The organism is Couchioplanes caeruleus (assembly GCF_023499255.1).
Taxonomy (GTDB): domain Bacteria; phylum Actinomycetota; class Actinomycetes; order Mycobacteriales; family Micromonosporaceae; genus Actinoplanes; species Actinoplanes caeruleus_A.
The window spans coordinates 288138-308150 of record NZ_CP092183.1 but is presented as its reverse complement, the minus strand read 5'-3'; the positions used below and the strand labels follow the sequence as shown (position 1 = coordinate 308150).

Here is a 20013-nt window from a genome sequence, read left to right as displayed (position 1 = left end):
GGTGCGAGCGTACGCACGCCGGGCCGCTGCGGGTCTCGGCGGTGCAGAGCGCGAGCTTCTCCGGGCCGGTCGGCAGTTCCGTCGGCGGCCAGCCGTTCCGTGAGGATCTGCTGGTCGCCACGGAGGAGCCGGGCGGTCCGGCGGCCGTTCCGCCGCTCATCCCCCCGCACGTGCGGGGGGACTGAGCGGCGCCCGCTCGACCGGGCAGGACATGCAGCGCGGGCCGCCGCGGCCGGAGCCGAGCTCGGAGCCGCTGATCGCGATGACCTCGATGCCGGCGCGTTCCAGCTGCGCGTTGGTCTCGACGTTGCGCTCGTACGCCACGCACAGCCGCGGGGCCAGCGCGAGCGTGTTGTTGCCGTCGTCCCACTGCTCCCGCTCGGCGGTCACCGGGTCCAGGCCGGTGTCGATGATGCGCAGCCGGTCGATGCCCATCGCCTCCGCCGCGGCGACCAGGAACGGCCGGCCCTCCCCGACGACGGGTTCACCATCGAAACCCCTGGTCACCGGGTACGCCCGCAGCGCGTCGGCGACGTTCGGATACATCACCACGGCGTCGACGTCGACCATCGTGCAGACGGTGTCGAGGTGCATCGTGGCGCGCTCCTGCGCGATCGGCACCACCAGGATCGTCTCGGCCAGGCCGGCCGCGAAGACCCGGCGGGCCAGCCGCTCGGCGCCCGCGGGCGTGGTGCGCTCCCCCACGCCGATCGCGAGCACGTCCGGGGCGAGCAGCAGCACGTCGCCGCCCTCCACGTGCTCGAGGCCGGGCGTGTAGAGCAGCTCGGTGCCGGCGAACCGGGGGTGGTGCGTGTAGATCGCCCGGGTCAGCGTGGTCTCGCGGTTGCGCGCGGGCATCGCGAGGCTGGTGACCGCCACCTTGTCGCGTACCCACACCGACGAGTCGCGGGTGAACAGCAGGTTCGGCAGCGGGTCGATGACGAAGTCGTGCCGGTCCATCAGCTCGTACACCAGGCCGCCGGTCCGGCCGGGGCCCGGCTTGACCTCCTCGTGCGCCAGGCCGGCCATGAGCACGTGGGCCAGGTCGCGCGGGCCGAGGTCGGCCAGGTGGGCGGCGACGCGCTCGCGCAGGGTGTCGCCCAGCCGGGTCGACTCGAGGACGCTGCGGGTGAGTTCGGCCCGGGCCTCGGCCACGGCCAGCGTCTCCTCCAGCAGCCCGCCCAGGTAGAGGACCTCCACCCCGCGGTCGCGCAGGGCCTGGGCGAACCGGTCGTGCTCCTCCTGCGCCCGGCCGACCCAGGGGATGCCGTCGAAGAGCAGGGAGTCGTTGTTGCGCGGGGTGAGCCGGGCCAGCTCGGCGCCGGGCCGGTGCAGGATCACGGTGGCGAGGCGGCCGACCTCGCTGTCGACGTATGGGGCCACGCCGTCGAGCCTAGATCCTGCGGCCGGATCCAGCGCGGTGAGCCGATTTTGTCTCCACTGTCCGCATCCGTCCTGTGACATAGCGCCAAGATCCGGGAGACGGATGCAGACCTGCTAAGGGTCGGCTAACTTGACGGAGGACGTTTCGGATCGCAGGGGAGCCCTAGGTCGCGTGATGCACCATACGGAAAAAGAGCTTGTGCGTGAATGCGGCATTCATCCCCACTCATTCCGCTTTCTCTCCTGTCCCACGGGTTGCTTGAGTACCGGGTCCAACACTTACCGTAGTGGAAAGAGAGCCCGATGGACCTTTTGCCGGAGGTCGCAGTGACTGTCTTCCCCGCCCGCCCACCCGCCCTTCCCGCTCCGCACCGCAGCTATCCCCCCGCTCTGGAACCCCGTCGCGACGCACCGCCCGCGGCGTTGGAGCCGGTGCGGCCCAGCCCCGTCGAGTGGGCCCGCCGCCGCCGCGCCGAACGTGACGCACGCCGCCTCGAGGCCGCCGGCGCCCGCGCGCTGACCCGCCTCGACCGCCTGGGCCCCGCGTGGCACATCGTCGACTGGCCGCGCACCGACTCGCAGACGTACGAGTACGACCCCAGCGACAACCGCGCCGGCTTCCTGGCGATCGGCCCCGGCGGCGTGTACGCCGTCACCGTCGCCGACCACGGCCGCGCCCGCGTGCTGATCGCCGGTGACGTGGTGCAGATCAACGGCAAGCGCCCGGCGTACGTGTCCGAGGCCCGCCGTGACGCCAAGCGCGCCGGCCGGGCGATGAGCTCCGCCGTGGGCATCACCGTGCCGGTCACGCCCGTGCTGGCCTTCGTGGGCTCCGGTGTGATCAGCGTGCACGGCCTGCCGAAGGACTGCCTGGTGGCCACCCACAAGGAGCTCGACCGGCTGCTCATCGCCGGCGGCGCCCGCATCTCGCCGGCCACCGCCAGCAAACTGTCAGCCGTGGCACAACACCCCGCCACCTGGGCCAACGCGCCGTACCGGCCGGCCGGCGACTACCGCTGGTACCCGGGCAGCCAAACGGCCGCTGACAAGCGGGCAACCCGCCGGTAACGTTCCCTGCAGTGCACCGCTCGCCGTCGAGGCTTGACGCGAGCGACGCCGGCCGGACACTCGAGGTGTGAGACCGTTGGAGTCTCGAGCCCTCGCGGTCCGGCCGGAGTCGGGTCCGCCGGACGGCACGCAGATCAGGGAGGTGCGGGTGGCGCACGTCGAGCTCTCACTCTCGGGAGCGTTCGTGCCGCAGGCGCGTACGCCGGTCGAATCCGAGTTCGTCTCGAACATCGACCGGTGGGCCGCGACGGTCTGGCAGGCCGTCGAGCCGTGCCTGGTGCTCGACGTGAGTTCCACCATCGTCGCCGTGTCGCCGTCCGCCAGCGACCTGCTCGGCCTGGCCAAGGGCGCCGAGGTCGTCGGCCGCCCCCTGCTCGGCGGCGACGGGGCGCTGCGCCTCATCGACTTCACGGCGGGCGGGGGCGACCTCAGCGAGCAGGAGATCGAGAAGATCCCGCCGCTGCTGGCGCTGACCTCGGAGCGGCTCGCGAGGGGCCTGATGCGCATCCAGCCGCCCAAGGGGAAACGGCACGTCACCGTCGACGCGATCGCCACGCCGATCTCCGAGACCGGCCGGGTCGTCGCCTCGCTGACGTTCTTCTCCGCTATCCGGTACTGACCCGCGGTCACCCATGTGGTGATCACCGCACCCATCACCCATTGGGGTGACGGGGGTTCGGACCGTAGTCTTCCCTCATGCTCGATCTCGACCTGCTCCCGGAGGAGTACGCGGTGTGCCGGCTGCCCGCCGGTTCCCCCCTGCCCGCCTCCCTGAGCAACGGTCCGGACGACAAGAGCGTCATCTCGGTGACCTGGGCGCCGGACGAGATGTCGATCATCTGCCCGAGCGACCGGGTGCCCGACGGCGCCACGGTGGAGGCGGCCTGGCGGTGCCTGCGCGTGGTGGGCCCGCTCGACCTGGCGCTGACCGGAGTTCTCGCCTCGCTCGTGACCCCGCTGGCCGACGCCCGGGTCAACATCATCGCCTTCTCGACGTACGACACGGACTATCTGCTGGTGCCGCGGGTGCGGCTCAGCGAGGCGATCGACACGCTCTCAGCCGTGGGTCACCGCATCACAGTCTGACGGTCCGCGCACCGCGACCGGATCGAGACCTTTGTCCGGGCCCCGGACGACCTACCATGAGCGCGTGCTGCGGGATGTTCGACGCCGGGCCGCCCGGCGGCTGCTGCCGTTCGTGGCTGTGATGACGGCGCTCGCCGCGTGCGGTGAGCCGCCCGCGCCGCCGTCCAGCTCCCCGCCCGAGCCGACCGGCAGCTCCAGCGCCGCGGCGTCGGCTTCGGCGTACGCGCCGGGTGTGGTGCCCACCGTGCCGACGACGGGGCTGCCCACGGCGGGGCTGCCCACCGGTGGGGTGCCGCCGGCGTACACGCCGTACACGCCGTACACGCCTTTTACGCCGCCGGCGACCAGGGGTGCCACGCCGGCGACCACGACGCCGCGGACGTCCGGGCCGCCGGGGGCGCCGAAGTGCACCGCCGGTCCGAGCGCCGCGCAGGTGATCGCCGTGGTGAAGGGCACGCCCGGCATCCCGGACCGGGAGCTGAAGGTCATCGACGGACCTTTTTGCTCGGGTACGTGGCAAATTTCGACCATCGAGATCGTGGCCCGGCATTCCGAGCAGAAGTACGAGCCGCTGTTCGTCGTGTCCACCGGCACGCCGTCGGCGCTCCGGCTCGTCGAGGCCGGCACCGACGTATGCAGCCAGCAGGTGCAGAACGACGCTCCCGCGGGCATCCGGGTGCGCGCCTGCGGCGCCTGAGGCGGAGCGGCGCGGCGCGCCTGCGGGCGGGTGAGGCGAGCGGCGCGGTGGGCGCCTGCGGGCCGCTGAGGCGAGCGGTGCCGTGCGCCTGCGGGCGGATGAGGCCGAGCGGCGCGGTGGCCGCGTGCGGCGGCTGGGGGACGGTTCGCCATAGGGTGGTGGCATGCCCGGCACCCCACCGACCCGATTCGTCTACCTCGGTCCCGAGGGGACCTTCACCGAGCAGGCGCTGCGGACGATCCCCGCGGCCGAACGGGGGATCCGTACCCCGGCCCGCAGCGTCCCCGAGGCGCTGGAGGCCGTACGCACCGGGGAGGCCGACGCCGCTCTGGTGCCGCTCGAGAATTCGGTCGGCGGGGCCGTGCCGGTCACGCTGGACGAGCTCGGCACGGGCAGCCCCCTGGTCATCACCCGCGAGGTGGTGCTGCCGGTCGAGTTCGTGCTCGGATCGGCCTCGCTGACGCCGCTCGCGGCCATCCGTACGGTCGCCGCGCACCCGCAGGCCTCCGCGCAGTGCCGCAACTGGCTGCGCGCCAACCTGCCCGACGCGGTGGTCGTCGACATGCTGTCCAACGCCGCCTCCGCCGCGGCCGCCGCGGCGGGGGAGTACGACGCGGCGATCTGCGCACCGATCGGGATTCCGCGCAACAACCTGACCGTGCTGGCCGAGAAGATCGCCGACCACGCCGACGCGGTGACCCGCTTCGCGCTGCTGTCCCGCCCGGCCGCGCCCGCGCCGCCGACCGGGGACGACGTGACGTCGCTGGCCGTGATGATCGCGCACGACCGGGTGGGCGCGCTGCTGTCGGTGCTCACCGAGCTGGCGGTCCGGGGCATCAACCTGTCCCGCATCGAGTCCCGGCCGACCGGCGAGCAGCTCGGCGTGTACGTCTTCTTCCTCGACTGCACCGGCCACGTCGCGGAGCCACGGCTGGGCGAGGCGCTGCAGGGCCTGCGCCGCATCTGCGCGGAGGTGCGCTTCCTGGGGTCGTACCCGCGGCACCGCTGGTCGAGGCAGGCGCAGGAGGAGCCGCTGCCCACGCAGCCGGGACTGACCAATGCGGACTTCGCGGACAGCTCGGCGTGGCTGGCCCGGCTGCGGGCCGGCGAGCCTTCCTGAGCCACTCACGCAGAATGAAGGGCCAGGGCCAGCGAATGCTGGGCCCCGGCCCGGCCTCGGCGGGAGCGACGGTCCGCACCACCCACCGAGCTACGACATCAAGCTCTTGATCTGGATTCAGCCGCCCAGCAGGTTGCCGAGGATGCCGCCCTGCTGCTGCTGGCCCTGCGCGGCGCCGGCGAGGCCGCCCGGCGGCTCCTCCGACGGCTGCACGACCACGAAGCCCTGGCCGGCGAAGCTCATCGTGAAGCGCTCGCCGGTGGTGCGGCCCAGCAGCGTGCCCAGGCCGAGCTGCTCGGCGCGGTGGTAGCCGGTCTGCAGGCCGGCCGACCAGCAGATCGCCGCCTGCGGGTCCACGTAGGTGGGCTGGTCGACGGTGAGCACGACCGGCGTGCCCTTCGTCGTCACCGCGATCCGGCCGTGGCCGGAGAAGACGCAATTGAACAGGCCCGCGTTGGACATCATGCCGGCGCCCTGCACCATCTTGATGTCGTAGGTGAGCGACGAGTCGAAGGCCAGCACGTTCGCGCCGTTGATCGACAGGGCGTCGCCGGGCTCGAGGTCGATCAGGTGGATGTCGGCGGCGCGCTCGGCGAGGAAGACGTCACCGCGGCCGGACACCCGCATCAGCGGTACGCCCTCGCCGGTGAGCTTCTGCTTGAGGAACTTGCCGATGCCGCCCGAGCCCAGCGCCTCGAACTGCACCTGCCCCTGGTACGCGACCATCGAGCCGACCCGGGCCATGAACTCGCCGTTCAGCTCCGCCTTGAGCAGTTTCGAATTCTGCAGCCGGAGACCGGGCTGGGCCGACTCCTTCTCGAGGTTCTCCGCCGAGAACAGTTCGCTGCGCATGAAGGTCCTCCTGTAAGCGTGGAGTACCAGGGTAGGGCCGGAGAGCAACGGCGGGGGCTCGGACGTTCAGCCCCATCCCAATTCGTGCAGCCGGTGGTCGTCGATGCCGAAGTGGTGGGCGATCTCGTGCACCACCGTGATGGCGACCTCGTCGATGACGTCGGTCTCCGTCTCGCAGACGTTCAGCGTCGGCAGGCGATAGATCGTGATCGTGTCGGGCAGCACGCCGGCGTAGTCCCAGCCGCGCCGGGTGAGGTCGATGCCCTGGTAGAGCCCGAGCAGGTCCATGCTGCCGTCGGGCGGCAGGTCCTCGACCAGGATCACCACGTTGTTCATCGTCCTGAGCAGCTCGGCCGGCACCTCGTCGAGGGCCTCGCCGACCAGTTCCTCGAAGCGTTCACGGCTCATCTCGACCGGCACGCCGCCCATTGTGCTCCATCGCGGGCGGCCCGCGGTGCCCGCGCGGGCTCCGCCCGCCCGGAAGGCGGGCGGAGTACGCGCGTGCGTCAGGCCAGGGTGGCGCTGAGGGTGATCTCGGCGCCGGGGGAGAGCAGCCGCGAGATCGGGCAGTTCTCCTTCGCGCCCTCGGCGAGCTTCTGGAACGTGTCGGGGTCGACGTTCGGCACGTCGCCGACGGTCTCCAGCTCGATGCGGGTGACGCCGAAGCCGGCGTCGGTCTTGTCGAGGTGCACCTTGGCGGTGGTGTCGACGGAGGTGGGGGTGAAACCGGCGTCCGCAAGAGCCTTCGAGAACGCCATCGAGAAGCAGCCGGCGTGCGCGGCGGCGATCAGCTCCTCGGGGTTGGTCCCCTCGCCCTCCTCGAAGCGGGACTTGAAGGAGTAGTTCCCCTCGTACCCGCCCTTTCCGGTCTTGACGGTTCCGGAGCCCTCGGTGAGGTTGCCCGACCAGCGGGCGGAAGCAGTGCGAATAGGCATACCGACGACGCTAGTCCATGTCTCGCGTCGCTGGTCGGCGGACGGCCCGCGGGACATGATGGGTGGCATGTCGCAGAGCCAGGAAGCCGTGGTCGAGTTCGGCCCCGCCGGCGACGACGGGCCGCCGCGCCGCCGCACCGGCATCGGCGGTTTCCTCGCCGGGACCCTCCGGGACCGCCGGCTCGTGCCGGTCGCCGCGGCACTCGGTGCGCTCGCGCTCTTCGGCTCGCTGATCTCGGAGTGGCAGATCACCGCCATCGACGCGACGATCCTGCGCGGGGCCGACACCGGCGAGCGACCGTTCACGACCACGATCGCCGATCTCGGCGGCTGGGGCGGCGGTTACCTGGCCGGGCTGTTCCTGCTGGTGGCCGCGACCGTGCTCACGCTCTTCGGCCCCGCCGCGGGCCGGGCGTACGCGCGTCTGACCGCGCTGAGCGCCGGCGGGCTGCTGCTGGCCGTGGTGGTGACGCTGTGGTCGTACCTGGGGGAGACCAGCCGGATCGTCGGGCAGATCGACGCGATGACCCTGGACGACGACCAGATGCAGGTGTCGGTGGGGCGGGGAGTGTGGTGCGCGGGGGTCGGCGTCGCGCTGGTCACGCTCGCGGCGTGGCTGGCCGGGCGTGGGCTTCCGGCGCCCGCTGCCGCCCCGGGGGAGGCGCCGGCAGCCGGCGCGGCCGGGGAGCCCGCGGAGCCGGTGTGGTCGTGGCGGCGCCCGCCCGCCGAGGACGAGACCCCGGACGCGCCGTTCGACCTGACCGTCGCGCCGGTCAAGCCGTGGACCGCCTCGGACGACAGCCGCGACAAGGCGGACCCCGGCATATCCGGGTGAAGATCGGACAGCGCCGCCGGTAGGCTCATCAATCGTGATTGACCTGCGTCTGCTCCGCGAGGACCCCGAGCTGTTCCGTGCCAGCCAGCGGCTGCGCGGCGAGTCCGCCGACAAGGTGGACGAGCTGCTGCGCGCCGACGAGCAGCGCCGATCGGCCACCCAGCGCTTCGAGGCCGTACGGGCGGAGCAGAAGTCCCTCGGCAAGCAGGTCGCGAAGGCCTCGGGCGACGAACGGGCGGCGCTGCTGGCCCGCACCAAGGAGCTCGCGGCCGAGGTCAAGGCCGCCGAGGCCGCGGCGGGCACGGCCGACGAGACGCTGCGCCGGGCCCACCTGGCCATTCCCAACCTGGTGGAGGACGGCGTGCCGCCCGGCGGCGAGGACGACTTCGTCGTGCTCCGCGAGGTCGGTGAACGTCCCGCCATCGACAAGCCGCGGGACCACCTCGAGATCGGTGAGGCGCTCGGCGCGATCGACACCGAGCGCGGCGCGAAGGTCTCGGGGTCACGGTTCTACTTCCTCACCGGCGTCGGCGCGCTGCTGCAGCTGGGCATGCTGCAGATGGCCATCGCCCAGGCGGTCGAGCGCGGCTTCACGCCGTCGATCACGCCGTCGCTGGTCCGCCCCGAGGCGATGGAGGGCACCGGGTTCCTCGGCTCGCACGCGAGCGAGGTGTACCGGCTCGAGGCCGACGACCTCTACCTCGTGGGCACGTCGGAGGTGCCGCTGGCGGCGTACCACTCGAACGAGATCATCGACCTGGAGGGCGGCCCGGAACGGTTCGCCGGATGGTCGTCGTGCTTCCGCCGGGAGGCCGGCTCGCACGGCAAGGACGTCCGCGGCATCCTGCGCGTGCACCAGTTCGACAAGGTCGAGATGTTCTCCTTCTGCAGGCCCGAGGAGGCGCAGTCCGAGCACCAGCGGCTGCTCGCCATGGAGGAGGAGATGCTCGCCAAGGTCGAGGTGCCGTACCGGGTGATCGACGTGGCGGCCGGCGACCTCGGCTCCAGCGCGGTCCGCAAGTACGACTGCGAGGCGTGGGTGCCGTCGCAGGGCCGCTACCGCGAGGTGACCTCGACGTCGAACTGCACCACGTTCCAGGCGCGGCGGCTCAACATCCGCTACCGGGACGCCGACGGCAAGGCCCAGACCGCGGCGACGCTCAACGGCACGCTCGCGACGACCCGCTGGCTGATCCCGATCCTGGAGAACCATCAGCAGCCGGACGGCTCGGTGCGCGTACCGAAGGCGCTCCAGCCGTACCTCGGCGGCCGCGACATTCTCGAACCTGTTCGCTAACGGTGAATACACCGCCCGGCTACCAGAAGTCATAGCCGCTGGTCGCCGGGCCGGTGTAACGTTTTCCTTCCGCCCTCCGCGGGGGTCTCGTGACCCACGGAGGTTCCCATGGCGAAGCCCGGTCTGCCGAAGCTCATCGCGACCGACCTCGACGGCACGCTGGTCCGCAGCGATGACACGGTGTCCGACTACACCCACGCGGTGCTGGACCGGGTCCGCGCCGCCGGCATCCGCATCGTCGGCGCCACCGGCCGGGGGCCACGGCTGACCGAGCTCACCCGCAACGACATCCGGGCCGCCGACTTCCTCGTGCTCGCCCAGGGCGGCTGGGTGATCGACCAGAACGAGTCGCAGGTGCTGCGCAGCGCCCGGCTGCCCGGCCGGGACCTGGGCATCGCACTGGAGAACCTCGAGGCCGAGGTCGGCCCCCTCTCCGTCATGGTCGAGGCGCTCGAGCACGAGGACTCCCCGCTGTGGGGCGACTACGACCCGACCTGGCGCTACCCGGTGACCCTGGAGCGGCGTGCCCGGGCGGAGTGCCTGACCGGCGACGTCATCAAGGCGTTCGCCCGCTCCTTCGACCGCGATGTCGACGACCTGCTCGCGGCCGCCCGCCGGGTCGTACCGGCGCACGTGGCATCGGTCACCCAGGCCGGCCTGAACTACGTCGAGATCTGCCCGCCGGACGTCGACAAGGGCACCGGCCTGGCCGTGGTCGCGCAGGCCGTCGGCGTCGACCCCGCGGACGTGCTCGTCTTCGGCGACATGCCCAACGACCTGCCGATGTTCGCCTGGGCCGGCTGGGGACGGGTGGCCGTGGGCAACGCACACGCGGAGCTGCTCGCGGTCGCCGACGAGGTCACGCTGACCAACGACGAGGACGGCGTGGCCGTGTTCCTCGACCGGCTACTGTCGAGGTGATGCATGCGCCATTCCGCCTCGTCGCCTCCGACATCGACGGCACGCTGATCCGCGGCGACGGTTCGCTCAGCCCTCGTACCATCGAGACCCTCGACCGCCTCCAGCAGGGCGGCATCCCCACCGTGCTGGTCACCGGCCGGCCGGTGCGCTGGCTGCGCCAGCTCTACGACCAGATGGCCGAGCCGCTGCCCGCCGTCTGCGCCAACGGCGCCGTGGTCTACGACCCTGATACCGACGAGATCCTGCGGGCCGCCCCGCTCACCACCGAGCTGCTGCTCGACGTCACCGAGCGGCTGCGCGAGGCCGTGCCCGACGTCACCCTTGCCGTCGAGGTCGATGACGGCAGAAGCTTCTGGTACGAGGAGAAGTGGCCGCTGCACTGGGACGGGGAGCACCACACCGTACGGGCGCTCTCCACGCCGGAGGAGCTGACGAGCGTACCGGCGGTGAAGCTGCTGGCCCGGTCGGCGCGGCACGAGCCGGACGAGTTCGCGGAGCTGGTCAGCCGTACCCTCGGCGACCTGGCGACCGCCACCCACTCGTCCTCGTCGGCGCTGGTGGAGATCTCGGCCGCCGGGGTGACCAAGGCGGCCGGCCTGGCCTGGCTCTGCGAGCGCGAGGGCATCGAGGCCGGCGAGGTCGTGGCGTTCGGGGACATGCCGAACGACCTGCCCCTGCTGGCGTGGGCAGGCCGTTCCGTGGCGATGGGCAACGCCCACCCCGCCGTGAAGGAGGTCGCCGACGAGGTGGCGCTCACCAACGACGAGGACGGGGTCGCCGTCTACCTGGAGAAGCTGTTCGAGCTCTAGCGCCTCACAGGTACTGGCCCGTGCGGCCGCTGCCGTCGCCACCCTGCCCCGGCATCCCCGGGATGATCCCGTTCGGCCCCATCGGCAGCGCCGGGCGTCCCTGGCCGCCGCGCATCTGCTCCAGCTGCAGTCGCGCCGCCATCTGCTGCGCGACCAGCGCCGCCTGGATGCCGTGGAACAGCCCCTCCAGCCAGCCGACCAGCTGGGCCTGGGCGATGCGCAGCTCCGCCTCGCTCGGCGGTGTCTCGGAGTCGAACGGCAGCGACAGCCGCTCCAGCTCCTCCTGCAGCTCGGGCGCGAGGCCGTCCTCCAGCTCCTTGATCGAACGCTGGTGGATCTCCCGCAGCCGGCCCCGGCTCGCCTCGTCCAGCGGCGCCGCGCGGACCTCCTCGAGCAACTGCTTGATCATGCTGCCGATCCGCATGACCTTCGCGGGCTGTTCGATGAGATTGCCGGGCTCCTCGGCCTTCATCGTGCCGTCGGCCTCCACCGTGCCCATGGGGCGGCCGTCCGGGCCCACGACGATGACGGAGCCGTCGTCCTGGTTGTCTGCGGTACGGGTCTCGTCGGTCATGCGAACCATCTTCCCTCGCATGGTCCACGCTGCCTTCCCAGGCCCCCTGTGTCAGGGGCGGAGTTCGGCGACCGCGCACTTCACGCTGCCGCCGCCGCGCTTGAGTTCGCCCAGCTCGACGTGCACCGGGGTGTAGCCGGCCGCGCGTACCTTCTCGCCCATCGCGGTGGCCTCCGTGTTGAGCACCACATGGCGGCCGTCGCTGACCAGGTTCAGGCCGAAGGCCTCCGCGTCGGCCCGGTCGGCGATGACCGCCTCCGGGAAGAGCTGGGCCAGGACGCGCTGCGACGCGGGGGAGAAGGCCTCCGGGAAGTACGTGACGTTGCGGTCGTCGAGCGCCGCGAGCGCCGTGTCGAGGTGGTAGTACGCCGGGTCCACGAGCTGCAGGGAGATCACCGGACGGCCGAGCACCTCCTGCGCCTCGGTGTGCGCGACCGGCTCGGTGCGGAAGCCGTACCCGGCGAGGATCAGGCCGCCGTACGCGTCGGGCAGGTACGCGAAGTCGCCCTCGCCCTCGTTGACGTGTTCGGGGTCGGTGAACTCCCACGAGCCGGAGACGTAGAAGTGGCGGTGGGCCGCGGCCTCGGCGGCACGCTGCGGGTACGCGAAACGAGCCCCGTACACCTTGCCGTCGACCGAGAACGCGCCGTTCGCGGCGTACACCATGTCGGGAAGCTCGGGGCGCGCCTCCAGGACGTGGACGGTGTGGCCGAGATCCGTCAGGGTGTCCCGGAGCAGTTGCCACTGCTTGAGCGCGAGGGCCGGGTCGACCGGGACGGTGGTGTCCATCCACGGGTTGATGGCGTACTCGACCGTGAAGTGCTCAGGCGGACACATGAGGTATGTCCTGATTCGCGGCAAGCGTTCCGTGTGGCTCATAGAGGTAAAGCGTAGGTACGCTGGCACGCAGGAAACAGCTCAATCCCTTGTCCGCGAGAGGCTAATCGTTGCGCATGGACGCGGTGGATCAGCGAATCATTGCGTTGCTCGTGGCCGACGCGCGCTCGTCGTACGCGGACATCGGCGCGAAGGTCTCCCTGTCCGCGCCGGCGGTGAAGCGACGGGTCGACCGGCTCCGCGCCGAAGGGGTCATCAAGGGATTCACGACCGTCATCGAGCCCGCGGCGGTGGGATGGACGACCGAGGCGTTCGTCGAGCTGTTCTGCACGGGCCGCACGACCCCGGCGCAGATCACCGTGGCGACGCGCCGGCATCCCGAGGTGGTCGGTGCCTACACGGTTTCCGGCGAGGCCGACGCCCTCGTGCACCTGCGCGCGGCGGACATCGGACATCTCGAGCAGGCCCTCGAGCGACTGCGCGCGGAGCCGTTCGTGACGTCGACGCGCAGCATGGTGGTGCTGTCCCGGCTGGTCGAGACGCCCACCCCGGTGCCCGCGCCGAGCTGATCCTCTGCAGTTCGGGGAACCCGGCGTGGGCACGGGCCGTCCCACCCCCATGTCGCGCCGTTCCTTGCTCTGCGCCGCCCTCGCCGTCGCGCTCCCGCTCGCCGGATGCACCTCCGACCCGGGACCGGAGCCGCTGCCGCCACCCGCCCCCGTCTCGTCCGGGGCGATGCAGCTCGTCGCCTTCGACTCGTGTCAACGCCTCGCCGCCGACCTCAAACGGGCGGCCAAGGCCAGCGTCGGACCGTACGGTTTCCCCGGCAGCGCCGCCGTCCCCGAGGCGGTGGCCGTCGGCGGGGCCCGCACGATGGCTGACAGCGCCGGCGCGGCGGCTCCAGCACCGGCCTTCTCGGGCACGAACAACCACGAGCAGGACGCCGACGAGCCGGACATAGTGAAGACCGACGGCCGGCGGATCGTCACGGTCCAGAACGGCACGCTGCGGCTGTTCGACGCGGCGACCCAGCGGCTCATCGGCAAGCTCGACCTGGGCCTGCCGCTCGCCGGCAACCAGCTTGACCTGCTGCTCTCCGGCAACGTGGCGCTGGTGCTCGCGTCCGGCGGCATGACCCGGTACGGCGCCGACGACGGAACGCCGGGATCCACCGGGCCGCAGCTGCTGTCGGTCGACATCAGCGGACCACCGCGCGTCATCAGCCGCTACAAGGGCGAAGGAACGCTGGTCGACGCCCGGCTTACCGGCACCACGGCCCGCGTCGTCCTGAAGACGTCGCCGCGCATCACCTTCCCGCTGAACCGGCCGACCGACGACGACGCCGACCGCATCAGCGCCAACCGCGCCGCCATCGACGCCGCCCCCGCCGACGCCTGGCTGCCCTCCTGGGAGATCACCACGGACGGCACGACCAGCAAGGGCACCGTCGACTGCGGTCGCGTCAGCCGGCCCACCGACTACTCCGCCGCCTCGATGGTCAGCATCCTGACGTTCGACCTGACCCGGCCCGCGCTCGGCACCGGCGACCCGGTCACGGTCGTCGCGGACGGCGACACCGTCTACGCCACCGGCGACAGCCTCTACCTGGCCGGCGACCAACGCTGGCGGCTCGACTGGTTCAAGGGCCGCGCCGCCGAGCCGGTCCGCCAGGAGACCGACCTCTACCGCTTCACCACGACCGGCAACCAGCCTCCCGTCTACGCGGCGGCCGGTCACGTCCCCGGCTTCCTGATCAATCAGTACGCCCTCAGCGAATGGAACGGGCACCTGCGCGTCGCCACGACCGACGAGACCAAGGGCCAGTCCGCCGTACGCGTGCTCCGCCAGGACGGGGGGAGGCTGGTGCAGACCGGGGAGGTCGACGGCCTCGGCAAGGGCGAACGCATCTACTCCGTACGCTTCATCGGCCCGCGCGGCTACGTGGTGACGTTCCGCCAGACCGACCCGCTCTACAGCCTCGACCTCAGCGACCCGGCCCACCCCCGCGCCACCGGCGAACTGAAGATCACCGGGTACTCGGCGCACCTGCAGCCGGCCGGGGAGAACAGACTGATCGGCGTCGGGCAGGAAGCCGACGGCAACGGCCGCATCCAGGGCACCCAGATCTCCCTGTTCGACGTGTCCGACCCGACGCACCCGGCCCGGTTGGCACAGCATCAGATCCCGGCCGGACAGTCGGAGGCCGAGTACGACCCGCACGCGCTGCTCTGGTGGCCGGCGACGAACCTGCTGGTCGTACCGCTGACAGCCTGGCCGACGTTCGACCGAGGCACGCCCACGGGCGGCGCCGTGGCGCTGCGGGTGACGGCTAGTGGGCTCGAGGAGATCGGAATGATCGATCAGGCAACGGTACGGCGGTCCCTGGTGGTGGGAGACGTGCTGTGGACGTTGTCGGACGACGGGTTGCGGGGGTCGCGGCTGTCCACGATGGAACGGGTGGCCTGGTTGCCGAACGCTTAGGTTCTGGGGGTTCTCGGGCCGGCCTTCTCAGGGCCGGCCCTTTCCGCGGCTCGGCGCTCCCAGGGCTTGGGCCTCCCGGGGCTCGGCGCTCCCGGGCGGGGGCTCGCTTTTCCGGGTTCGGTTCGGCGGGCCCGGGTGTTCGCGGGCTACAGGTACATGCCGGGGCGGTGGTCGCCGGGTTCCGTGGCCGCCTTGGCCGGGGCGGGCTTGTCGCCCTCGCCGAAGAACCGTTTGCCACCGAACTCGCCGTGCAGACGGTCGTCCAGCTCGTCCGCGAGCCCGGTCATCACCTGGACGGCCAGCATCAGGTGCGTCGCCTGGAAGTTGCGGCCGAACACCGGGATGGACGCCCACACCGTGTCCTGGGCGCAGTACAGGCGGCCGATCGGCATGCGGTTGGTGAGCTCGGACAGCTTCACGTACAGCTGCTCGGTGGGCTCGACCTCGGTGAGGATCGGCGAGAAGACGTCCACCAGCGGCGGGTTGTCGCGGACGCGCACGAAGACCATCGCCGAGCCGGCCCGGATGCCGATGTCACCGTCGGTGTCGACCTGCAGCTGATCGACAGTGGTCTTGGACATGGTCGCGACGACCGTGCGGACGCGCTCCTCCAACGGCACCACTTCGTCGGCGGCGTTGGCGAGGGCCTCGGACAGCACGCCGTCCTCGTCGAGGTCGTCGAGGCTGAGCTCCTCGTCGATCGAGGGCTCGTGCCGGGCCGTGGCCAGGGGAGCGGTCTCGATCGGCTCGTCCTCCTCGTCGTGCACCAGGTAGACGAGGAAGGCCGGGTGCGGGGCGCCGTACACGTCACGCAGCGTGCGAGAGACGACGGTCGCGAGCTGCTTCGCCGCGCCGGCCGTCGTCCGCAGGCCGAACGAGTCGCCGGAACCGGGCAGCACCCCCGGAGGCGACCAGCCCAGGGCCACCAGGCCCGCCACGGAGGCGCGATCCATCCTGTACCCCTCGGGCAGGCCCGCGTTGCCGACCGCCAGCGCCTCGATGACACCGTCGGGCAGCACCCGGATGCTCACCGAGTACACGGCGGTGCCGGTCCCGGACGCGGTCGGATCAAGGGTGAGATCGACGTGCGCGCCGGGCTCGAGGGTGGGCAGCAACCCGGCCAGGGCCGCAGCGAACTCCCGCCAAGCCTCGGTCACCTTGGCCCGTAGGTCGGCCGTGGTCGGCTCATCGAGCAGCACACCCTCCGGCTGCTCGGCCATGTTCTCCGCCGTCATGATCGTCACCTCCGCCCCGCCACCCTATCGAGCGAACCGTACGCCCACCGGCCGCGTCTCATTCCCGACGGTTGTGGGGGCTTTCGAGGGGTGCCCTCAGCGGTCCGATGCTCGAAATCTTCGCGGCCGGCCGCAGGGATTGCGTCGGGTGGATGCGAGCCTGGTCGTGGGCGATTGCGCACTGTCGCACGCGTTGGCGTGCCTTGTCACTGCGGGCGGTGGCGAGCCCTGTCGCCCGGGGCGGTCGTCAGTCTGTGTGGTTGCTCGGCCATTTGAGTGCGAGCTCACTCAGGCGGGCGGCGGCCGCTGCCGGGTCCGCGCCGCGACCGACCGCGATGCCCATCAGGTACGCCGTGACCGGCGCACCGGGGCGCACGACGTTGTGCGCGACGTCCCGGGCGACGTCGAGCACCGCCTGCTGGTCCAGGTCGGCAGGGGAGAGGCCCAGCTCCGCGGACGCCAGCTTGATCCACCCTTCGAGGACGTTCATCGGGCCCACTCCTCCGCGGTTCGCAGGTCGTCGTCGGTGTCGCAATCGAACCAGGGCGGCGGCCCGGGCCGGCGCCACGACACCTCGATGAAGCGCAGGTGGTCCAGCAGGGCGTGCATCGAGGCGCCGTGCAGGCCGCCGCGCTCCTCGGCGAGCTTGGCTACAGCCTCGCGCAGGGCGGTCGTACGCCACACCCCGCAGAGCGTCTGCCGCCGGCCCTCGGCGTCCCGGTAGACCGCGCCCTGCAGGGGCGCGGACTCCACCGTGAGTCGCAGGACGTCGATCGCCTCGCCGGTGAGCAGCGGCAGGTCGGCGGCGAGCAGTGCCGTGAAGCTGACGCCTTCGGGAACCAGCGCGAGCCCGGCCGCGGTGGCCGCCACCGGCCCACCGCCGGGCGGGTCCTCGGTGGTCGAGGCCACCTGGACGGGGAGGTCGGGGGGTACGCGGCCGACGACCACCTGAGGGTCGGCGTCGTGCACCGCGGCGAGCACCCGGGTCAGCATCGACTGCCCCGCGACCGGGATGGCAGCCTTGTCCGCTCCACCCATCCGACGCGCTGCACCGCCGGCCAGCACCACCGCCGCGAATCCCCCCACGTACGTACCGTATCCCGCCGAGCCGTCGAGCGTGACTGTGCGGAGCCCGACACCGCGGGGGCCTGGAACTTCGAGGGGCTTTCGTGCTGGTCGCGGGTGTTCTGGGCCACTGTGCAGGTTCACCGCGAGTGCGGCCGGGTGGGCGGCCGTCGGCGCCACCCGGTGCAATCGGGCGCACCGGCCTACGCTCGACGAATGGCGCGCACGATGAACCGGCGACCGGTCATGAAGATCGACCTGGACGGGTCGGGCGCGCCTCGGCGGCGGTCCGATGACCTCGCAGCCGAGGAGCCGCTCGAGATCCGGCTGCGCAGGGAGCCGCTCGCCGTCACGATGCGTACGCCCGGTCAGGACATCGACCTGGCGATGGGCTTCCTGCTCACCGAGGGCATCATCCACGCCGCGGACGACGTCGTCACCGCACAGTTGTGCGCCGGGACGGACACGCCGAACACCTACAACGTGGTGGATGTCGTGCTGGGCGCCCACGTGCCGCCGCCGGACACCGACCCGAGCCGCAACTTCTACACGACCAGTTCGTGCGGCGTCTGCGGGAAGGCGAGCATCGACGCCGTGCGCACCCGGTCGCGGTTCGACGTGTCCGCCGACGAGGTGATGGTCGCCGCCGCGGTTCTGGCCGAGCTGCCGGACAAGCTGCGGGCCGCGCAGCGGACGTTCGATCGTACCGGCGGACTGCACGCGGCCGGGCTCTTCACCGCCGACGGCGACCTGGTGGTTCTCCGGGAGGACGTTGGGCGGCACAACGCGGTCGACAAGGTCATCGGGTGGGCTCTGCGGGACGGCCGGCTGCCGCTCGCCGGGCACGTCCTGATGGTTTCCGGGCGAGCCAGTTTCGAGCTCACCCAGAAGGCGTGGATGGCGGGCATTCCGCTGCTGGCGGCGGTGTCCGCCCCGAGCACGCTCGCCGCGGAGCTGGCCGACGAGGCGGGAATGACGCTGGTCGGCTTCCTGCGCGGGTCGTCGATGAACGTCTACACCGGAACACAGCGGGTCACCGTCTGAGTTCGTTCCGTCTTCGGCGGGCATTAATCTGCGCCACCCGGCCCGGACATTCACGGTCATGAGGCTGTCCAGCGTCCGTACCCTCGGAATCGCTGGGAGCCTGACATGGCACTGTCGCGACGTACCCTCCTGCTCAGCGGCGCGGCGGTCGGCGCGGCCACCGCCGCCACGAGCTGGCCGCTGGCCGCATCCGCAGCCCCGTACCGCGGTCCTCTGCGCAGTGATCCGTTCACCCTCGGCGTCGCGTCCGGCGACCCGGACGCCGACGGCTTCGTGCTCTGGACCCGGCTGGCCCCCGTACCCCTGGCAGCGGACGGGCTCGGCGGAATGCCGTCGCGGGACGTGCCCGTGCATTGGGAAGTCGCCGCGGACGCGCGCTTCCGCAAGATCGTGCGGCGGGGCGTCGCCGCGGCGCGCGCGTCGGCTGCCCACACCGTTCACGTGGAGCTGAACGGGCTGCTGCCGGCACGGGAGTACTTCTACCGTTTCAAGGCCGAGAAGTACGTGTCGCCGGTCGGCCGGACGCGTACGGCCCCGTCCCGCTGGGCGTTCCCGAAGGCGCTGGCGATGTCGTTCGTCTCGTGTTCGCAGTACGAGCACGGCTACTTCACCGCGTACCGACGGCTGGCGGAAGACCAGCCGGACCTGGTGCTGCACCTGGGCGACTACCAGTACGAGTACGCGCCGCACACCTACAACGCGCCGACCGGCAACCCGCGTGATCACGCCGGCCCGGAGACGGTGACCCTCGCCAACTATCGCCAGCGTCACGCGCAGTACAAGTCCGACCCGGACCTGCAGGCCGCGCACGCCGTGGCGCCGTGGGCGGTGGTCTTCGACGACCACGAGGTCGAGAACAACTGGGCCGACGAGGTGCCGGAGCAGCCGGACCCGCACTTCCTCGCCCGTCGCGCCGCGGCCTTCCAGGCGTACTACGAGAACATGCCGCTGCGCCGGACCTCGGTTCCCCGCGGCATCGACATGCAGCTGTACCGCCGCCTGCACTGGGGACGCCTCGCCACCTTCCACATGCTCGACACCCGGCAGTTCCGCGACGATCAGGGGTGCGACGACGGGTACAAGGACTGCCCGGCCGCCACAGACCCGGCCCGCTCGATCACCGGTGCGCGGCAGGAGGCGTGGCTGATCGACGGGTTCCACCGCTCGTCGGCCCGCTGGGACGTGCTCGGCCAGCAGGTCTTCTTCGGCCAGCGCGACAACAACTCCGGGACGGCCAAGGTGGTGAGCATGGACAGCTGGGACGGGTACGCCGCGTCGCGCGACCGCATCACGCGGGGCTGGGTGGACGCGGGCGTACGGAACCCGGTCGTGCTGACCGGCGACGTCCACGCGCACTGGGCCGACGAGCTGAAGCTGGACTGGACCGACCCGACGTCGCGGACGGTCGGGACCGAGCTGGTGTGTTCGTCGATCACCTCCACGGGCGACGGCGCGGACGTGGCGCCCGGAGCCCACCCCTGGGCGGCCTGGAACCCGCACCTTCGCTTCTACAACAACCAGCGCGGGTACGTCCGCACGACGATCACGCCCGACTCCCTGACGGCCGACTTCCGGGTCGTGCCGTACGTGAGCCGTGCCGGCGCGCCGGCGCACACCCGGGCGACGTTCGTCATCGAGGATCGGGTGCCCGGGCTGCACCAGACCGCCGACGACCCGACGCCCGGCGGCTCGACCTCCGCCCTGCGCGCGGGTGACCTGGGCGCGGCGACCGTACGGCAGGAGACCGAGCGCCCCTGACAACCAACGGGGTGCC

23 protein-coding genes are annotated in these 20013 nt (G+C 71.8%); 13 read left to right on the top strand and 10 right to left on the bottom strand.

Translation table 11 applies throughout. The annotated features are described in order from the left end of the window. Positions 1-156 precede the first annotated feature (156 nt). The gene (locus COUCH_RS01420; protein WP_249610310.1) at positions 157-1383 is read right to left on the bottom strand and encodes an arginine deiminase; all 1227 of its coding nucleotides are present in this window, start codon (positions 1381-1383) and stop codon (positions 157-159) included. A gap of 327 nt (positions 1384-1710) precedes the next feature. Between COUCH_RS01420 and COUCH_RS01415 the strand changes: the two genes are divergently transcribed. From COUCH_RS01415 to COUCH_RS01405, 3 genes are all read left to right on the top strand, one after another. Then, the gene (locus tag COUCH_RS01415; RefSeq protein ID WP_430640953.1) at positions 1711-2451 is read left to right on the top strand and encodes a hypothetical protein; all 741 of its coding nucleotides are present in this window, start codon (positions 1711-1713) and stop codon (positions 2449-2451) included. 148 nt (positions 2452-2599) lie between these two features. Continuing rightward, positions 2600-3070, top strand: coding sequence for a hypothetical protein (locus COUCH_RS01410; protein ID WP_199513419.1), 471 nt, complete (start codon positions 2600-2602; stop codon positions 3068-3070). Positions 3071-3147: 77 nt separating this feature from the next. Continuing rightward, positions 3148-3537 carry an ACT domain-containing protein gene (locus tag COUCH_RS01405; protein WP_249610308.1) on the top strand — a complete coding sequence of 130 codons (390 nt, stop codon included), beginning with the start codon at positions 3148-3150 and terminating at the stop codon, positions 3535-3537. Positions 3538-3588: 51 nt separating this feature from the next. Here COUCH_RS01405 and COUCH_RS01400 read toward each other — a convergent pair whose 3' ends face one another. After that, entirely contained in the window at positions 3589-3993 is a 405-nt protein-coding gene (locus tag COUCH_RS01400; protein WP_249610307.1) for a hypothetical protein, read from the bottom strand. Between COUCH_RS01400 and COUCH_RS01395 the strand changes: the two genes are divergently transcribed. Continuing rightward, positions 3980-4234 carry a hypothetical protein gene (locus COUCH_RS01395; protein ID WP_249610306.1) on the top strand — a complete coding sequence of 85 codons (255 nt, stop codon included), beginning with the start codon at positions 3980-3982 and terminating at the stop codon, positions 4232-4234. The two genes, COUCH_RS01400 and COUCH_RS01395, sit on opposite strands and share 14 nt — an antisense overlap. A 163-nt stretch (positions 4235-4397) precedes the next feature. Beyond that, complete coding sequence (gene pheA / locus COUCH_RS01390) at positions 4398-5354, top strand: prephenate dehydratase (protein WP_249610305.1); 957 nt, start codon at positions 4398-4400, stop codon at positions 5352-5354. 117 nt (positions 5355-5471) lie between these two features. On the opposite strand, the gene COUCH_RS01385 is transcribed toward pheA, so the two are convergent. From COUCH_RS01385 to COUCH_RS01375, 3 genes are all read right to left on the bottom strand, one after another. Further along, positions 5472-6206: an AIM24 family protein gene (locus tag COUCH_RS01385; RefSeq protein ID WP_249610304.1), complete on the bottom strand. Its 735-nt coding sequence runs from the start codon at positions 6204-6206 to the stop codon at positions 5472-5474. Between the two features lie 66 nt (positions 6207-6272). Continuing rightward, positions 6273-6635, bottom strand: coding sequence for a metallopeptidase family protein (locus tag COUCH_RS01380; protein WP_249610303.1), 363 nt, complete (start codon positions 6633-6635; stop codon positions 6273-6275). Between the two features lie 77 nt (positions 6636-6712). Next, the gene (locus COUCH_RS01375; RefSeq protein WP_249610302.1) at positions 6713-7141 is read right to left on the bottom strand and encodes an OsmC family protein; all 429 of its coding nucleotides are present in this window, start codon (positions 7139-7141) and stop codon (positions 6713-6715) included. Positions 7142-7208: 67 nt separating this feature from the next. Here COUCH_RS01375 and COUCH_RS01370 point away from each other — a divergent pair, with 67 nt between their 5' ends. The 4 genes from COUCH_RS01370 to COUCH_RS01355 all read left to right on the top strand — a co-directional run bounded on the left by COUCH_RS01370 (position 7209) and on the right by COUCH_RS01355 (position 11003). Beyond that, the gene (locus tag COUCH_RS01370; RefSeq protein ID WP_249610301.1) at positions 7209-7976 is read left to right on the top strand and encodes a hypothetical protein; all 768 of its coding nucleotides are present in this window, start codon (positions 7209-7211) and stop codon (positions 7974-7976) included. A 34-nt stretch (positions 7977-8010) separates the two neighbouring features. Further along, entirely contained in the window at positions 8011-9273 is a 1263-nt protein-coding gene (gene serS / locus COUCH_RS01365) for a serine--tRNA ligase (protein WP_249610300.1), read from the top strand. Positions 9274-9381: 108 nt separating this feature from the next. Further along, positions 9382-10194, top strand: a complete 813-nt coding sequence (locus COUCH_RS01360) for a Cof-type HAD-IIB family hydrolase (protein ID WP_249610299.1) — start codon at positions 9382-9384, stop codon at positions 10192-10194. Next, a complete protein-coding gene (locus COUCH_RS01355) occupies positions 10194-11003 on the top strand; it encodes an HAD family hydrolase (protein ID WP_249610298.1) in 810 nt (269 codons plus the stop codon). Before COUCH_RS01360 ends, COUCH_RS01355 begins: the two co-directional genes overlap by 1 nt. Positions 11004-11007: 4 nt before the next feature. Here the strand turns inward: COUCH_RS01355 and COUCH_RS01350 are convergent, their stop codons facing one another. Together COUCH_RS01350 and ddaH are read right to left on the bottom strand one after the other, a co-directional pair. Continuing rightward, positions 11008-11577 (bottom strand): bacterial proteasome activator family protein, encoded by a 570-nt coding sequence (locus tag COUCH_RS01350; RefSeq protein WP_249610297.1) that lies wholly within the window; start codon positions 11575-11577, stop codon positions 11008-11010. Between the two features lie 51 nt (positions 11578-11628). Further along, a complete protein-coding gene (gene ddaH / locus COUCH_RS01345; protein ID WP_249610296.1) occupies positions 11629-12456 on the bottom strand; it encodes a dimethylargininase in 828 nt (275 codons plus the stop codon). 68 nt (positions 12457-12524) lie between these two features. On the opposite strand from ddaH, the gene COUCH_RS01340 reads away from it, so the two are divergent. Together COUCH_RS01340 and COUCH_RS01335 are read left to right on the top strand one after the other, a co-directional pair. Beyond that, positions 12525-12983: an Lrp/AsnC family transcriptional regulator gene (locus tag COUCH_RS01340; RefSeq protein WP_249610295.1), complete on the top strand. Its 459-nt coding sequence runs from the start codon at positions 12525-12527 to the stop codon at positions 12981-12983. A 49-nt stretch (positions 12984-13032) separates the two neighbouring features. After that, the gene (locus COUCH_RS01335) at positions 13033-14895 is read left to right on the top strand and encodes a beta-propeller domain-containing protein (protein ID WP_249610294.1); all 1863 of its coding nucleotides are present in this window, start codon (positions 13033-13035) and stop codon (positions 14893-14895) included. A gap of 146 nt (positions 14896-15041) precedes the next feature. On the opposite strand, the gene COUCH_RS01330 is transcribed toward COUCH_RS01335, so the two are convergent. The 3 genes from COUCH_RS01330 to mobA form a co-directional block, all read right to left on the bottom strand. Continuing rightward, complete coding sequence (locus COUCH_RS01330; RefSeq protein WP_249610293.1) at positions 15042-16130, bottom strand: YbjN domain-containing protein; 1089 nt, start codon at positions 16128-16130, stop codon at positions 15042-15044. Positions 16131-16377: 247 nt separating this feature from the next. Further along, the gene (locus tag COUCH_RS01325; protein ID WP_249610292.1) at positions 16378-16620 is read right to left on the bottom strand and encodes a DUF6457 domain-containing protein; all 243 of its coding nucleotides are present in this window, start codon (positions 16618-16620) and stop codon (positions 16378-16380) included. Beyond that, a complete protein-coding gene (mobA, locus tag COUCH_RS01320; protein WP_249610291.1) occupies positions 16617-17216 on the bottom strand; it encodes a molybdenum cofactor guanylyltransferase in 600 nt (199 codons plus the stop codon). Before mobA ends, COUCH_RS01325 begins: the two co-directional genes overlap by 4 nt. 195 nt (positions 17217-17411) lie before the next feature. On the opposite strand from mobA, the gene fdhD reads away from it, so the two are divergent. Continuing rightward, on the top strand, positions 17412-18239 hold the full coding sequence (gene fdhD / locus COUCH_RS01315) for a formate dehydrogenase accessory sulfurtransferase FdhD (protein ID WP_249610290.1): 828 nt from the start codon (positions 17412-17414) through the stop codon (positions 18237-18239). Positions 18240-18344: 105 nt separating this feature from the next. Continuing rightward, a complete protein-coding gene (locus tag COUCH_RS01310) occupies positions 18345-19997 on the top strand; it encodes an alkaline phosphatase D family protein (protein ID WP_249610289.1) in 1653 nt (550 codons plus the stop codon). Positions 19998-20013: the final 16 nt, after the last annotated feature.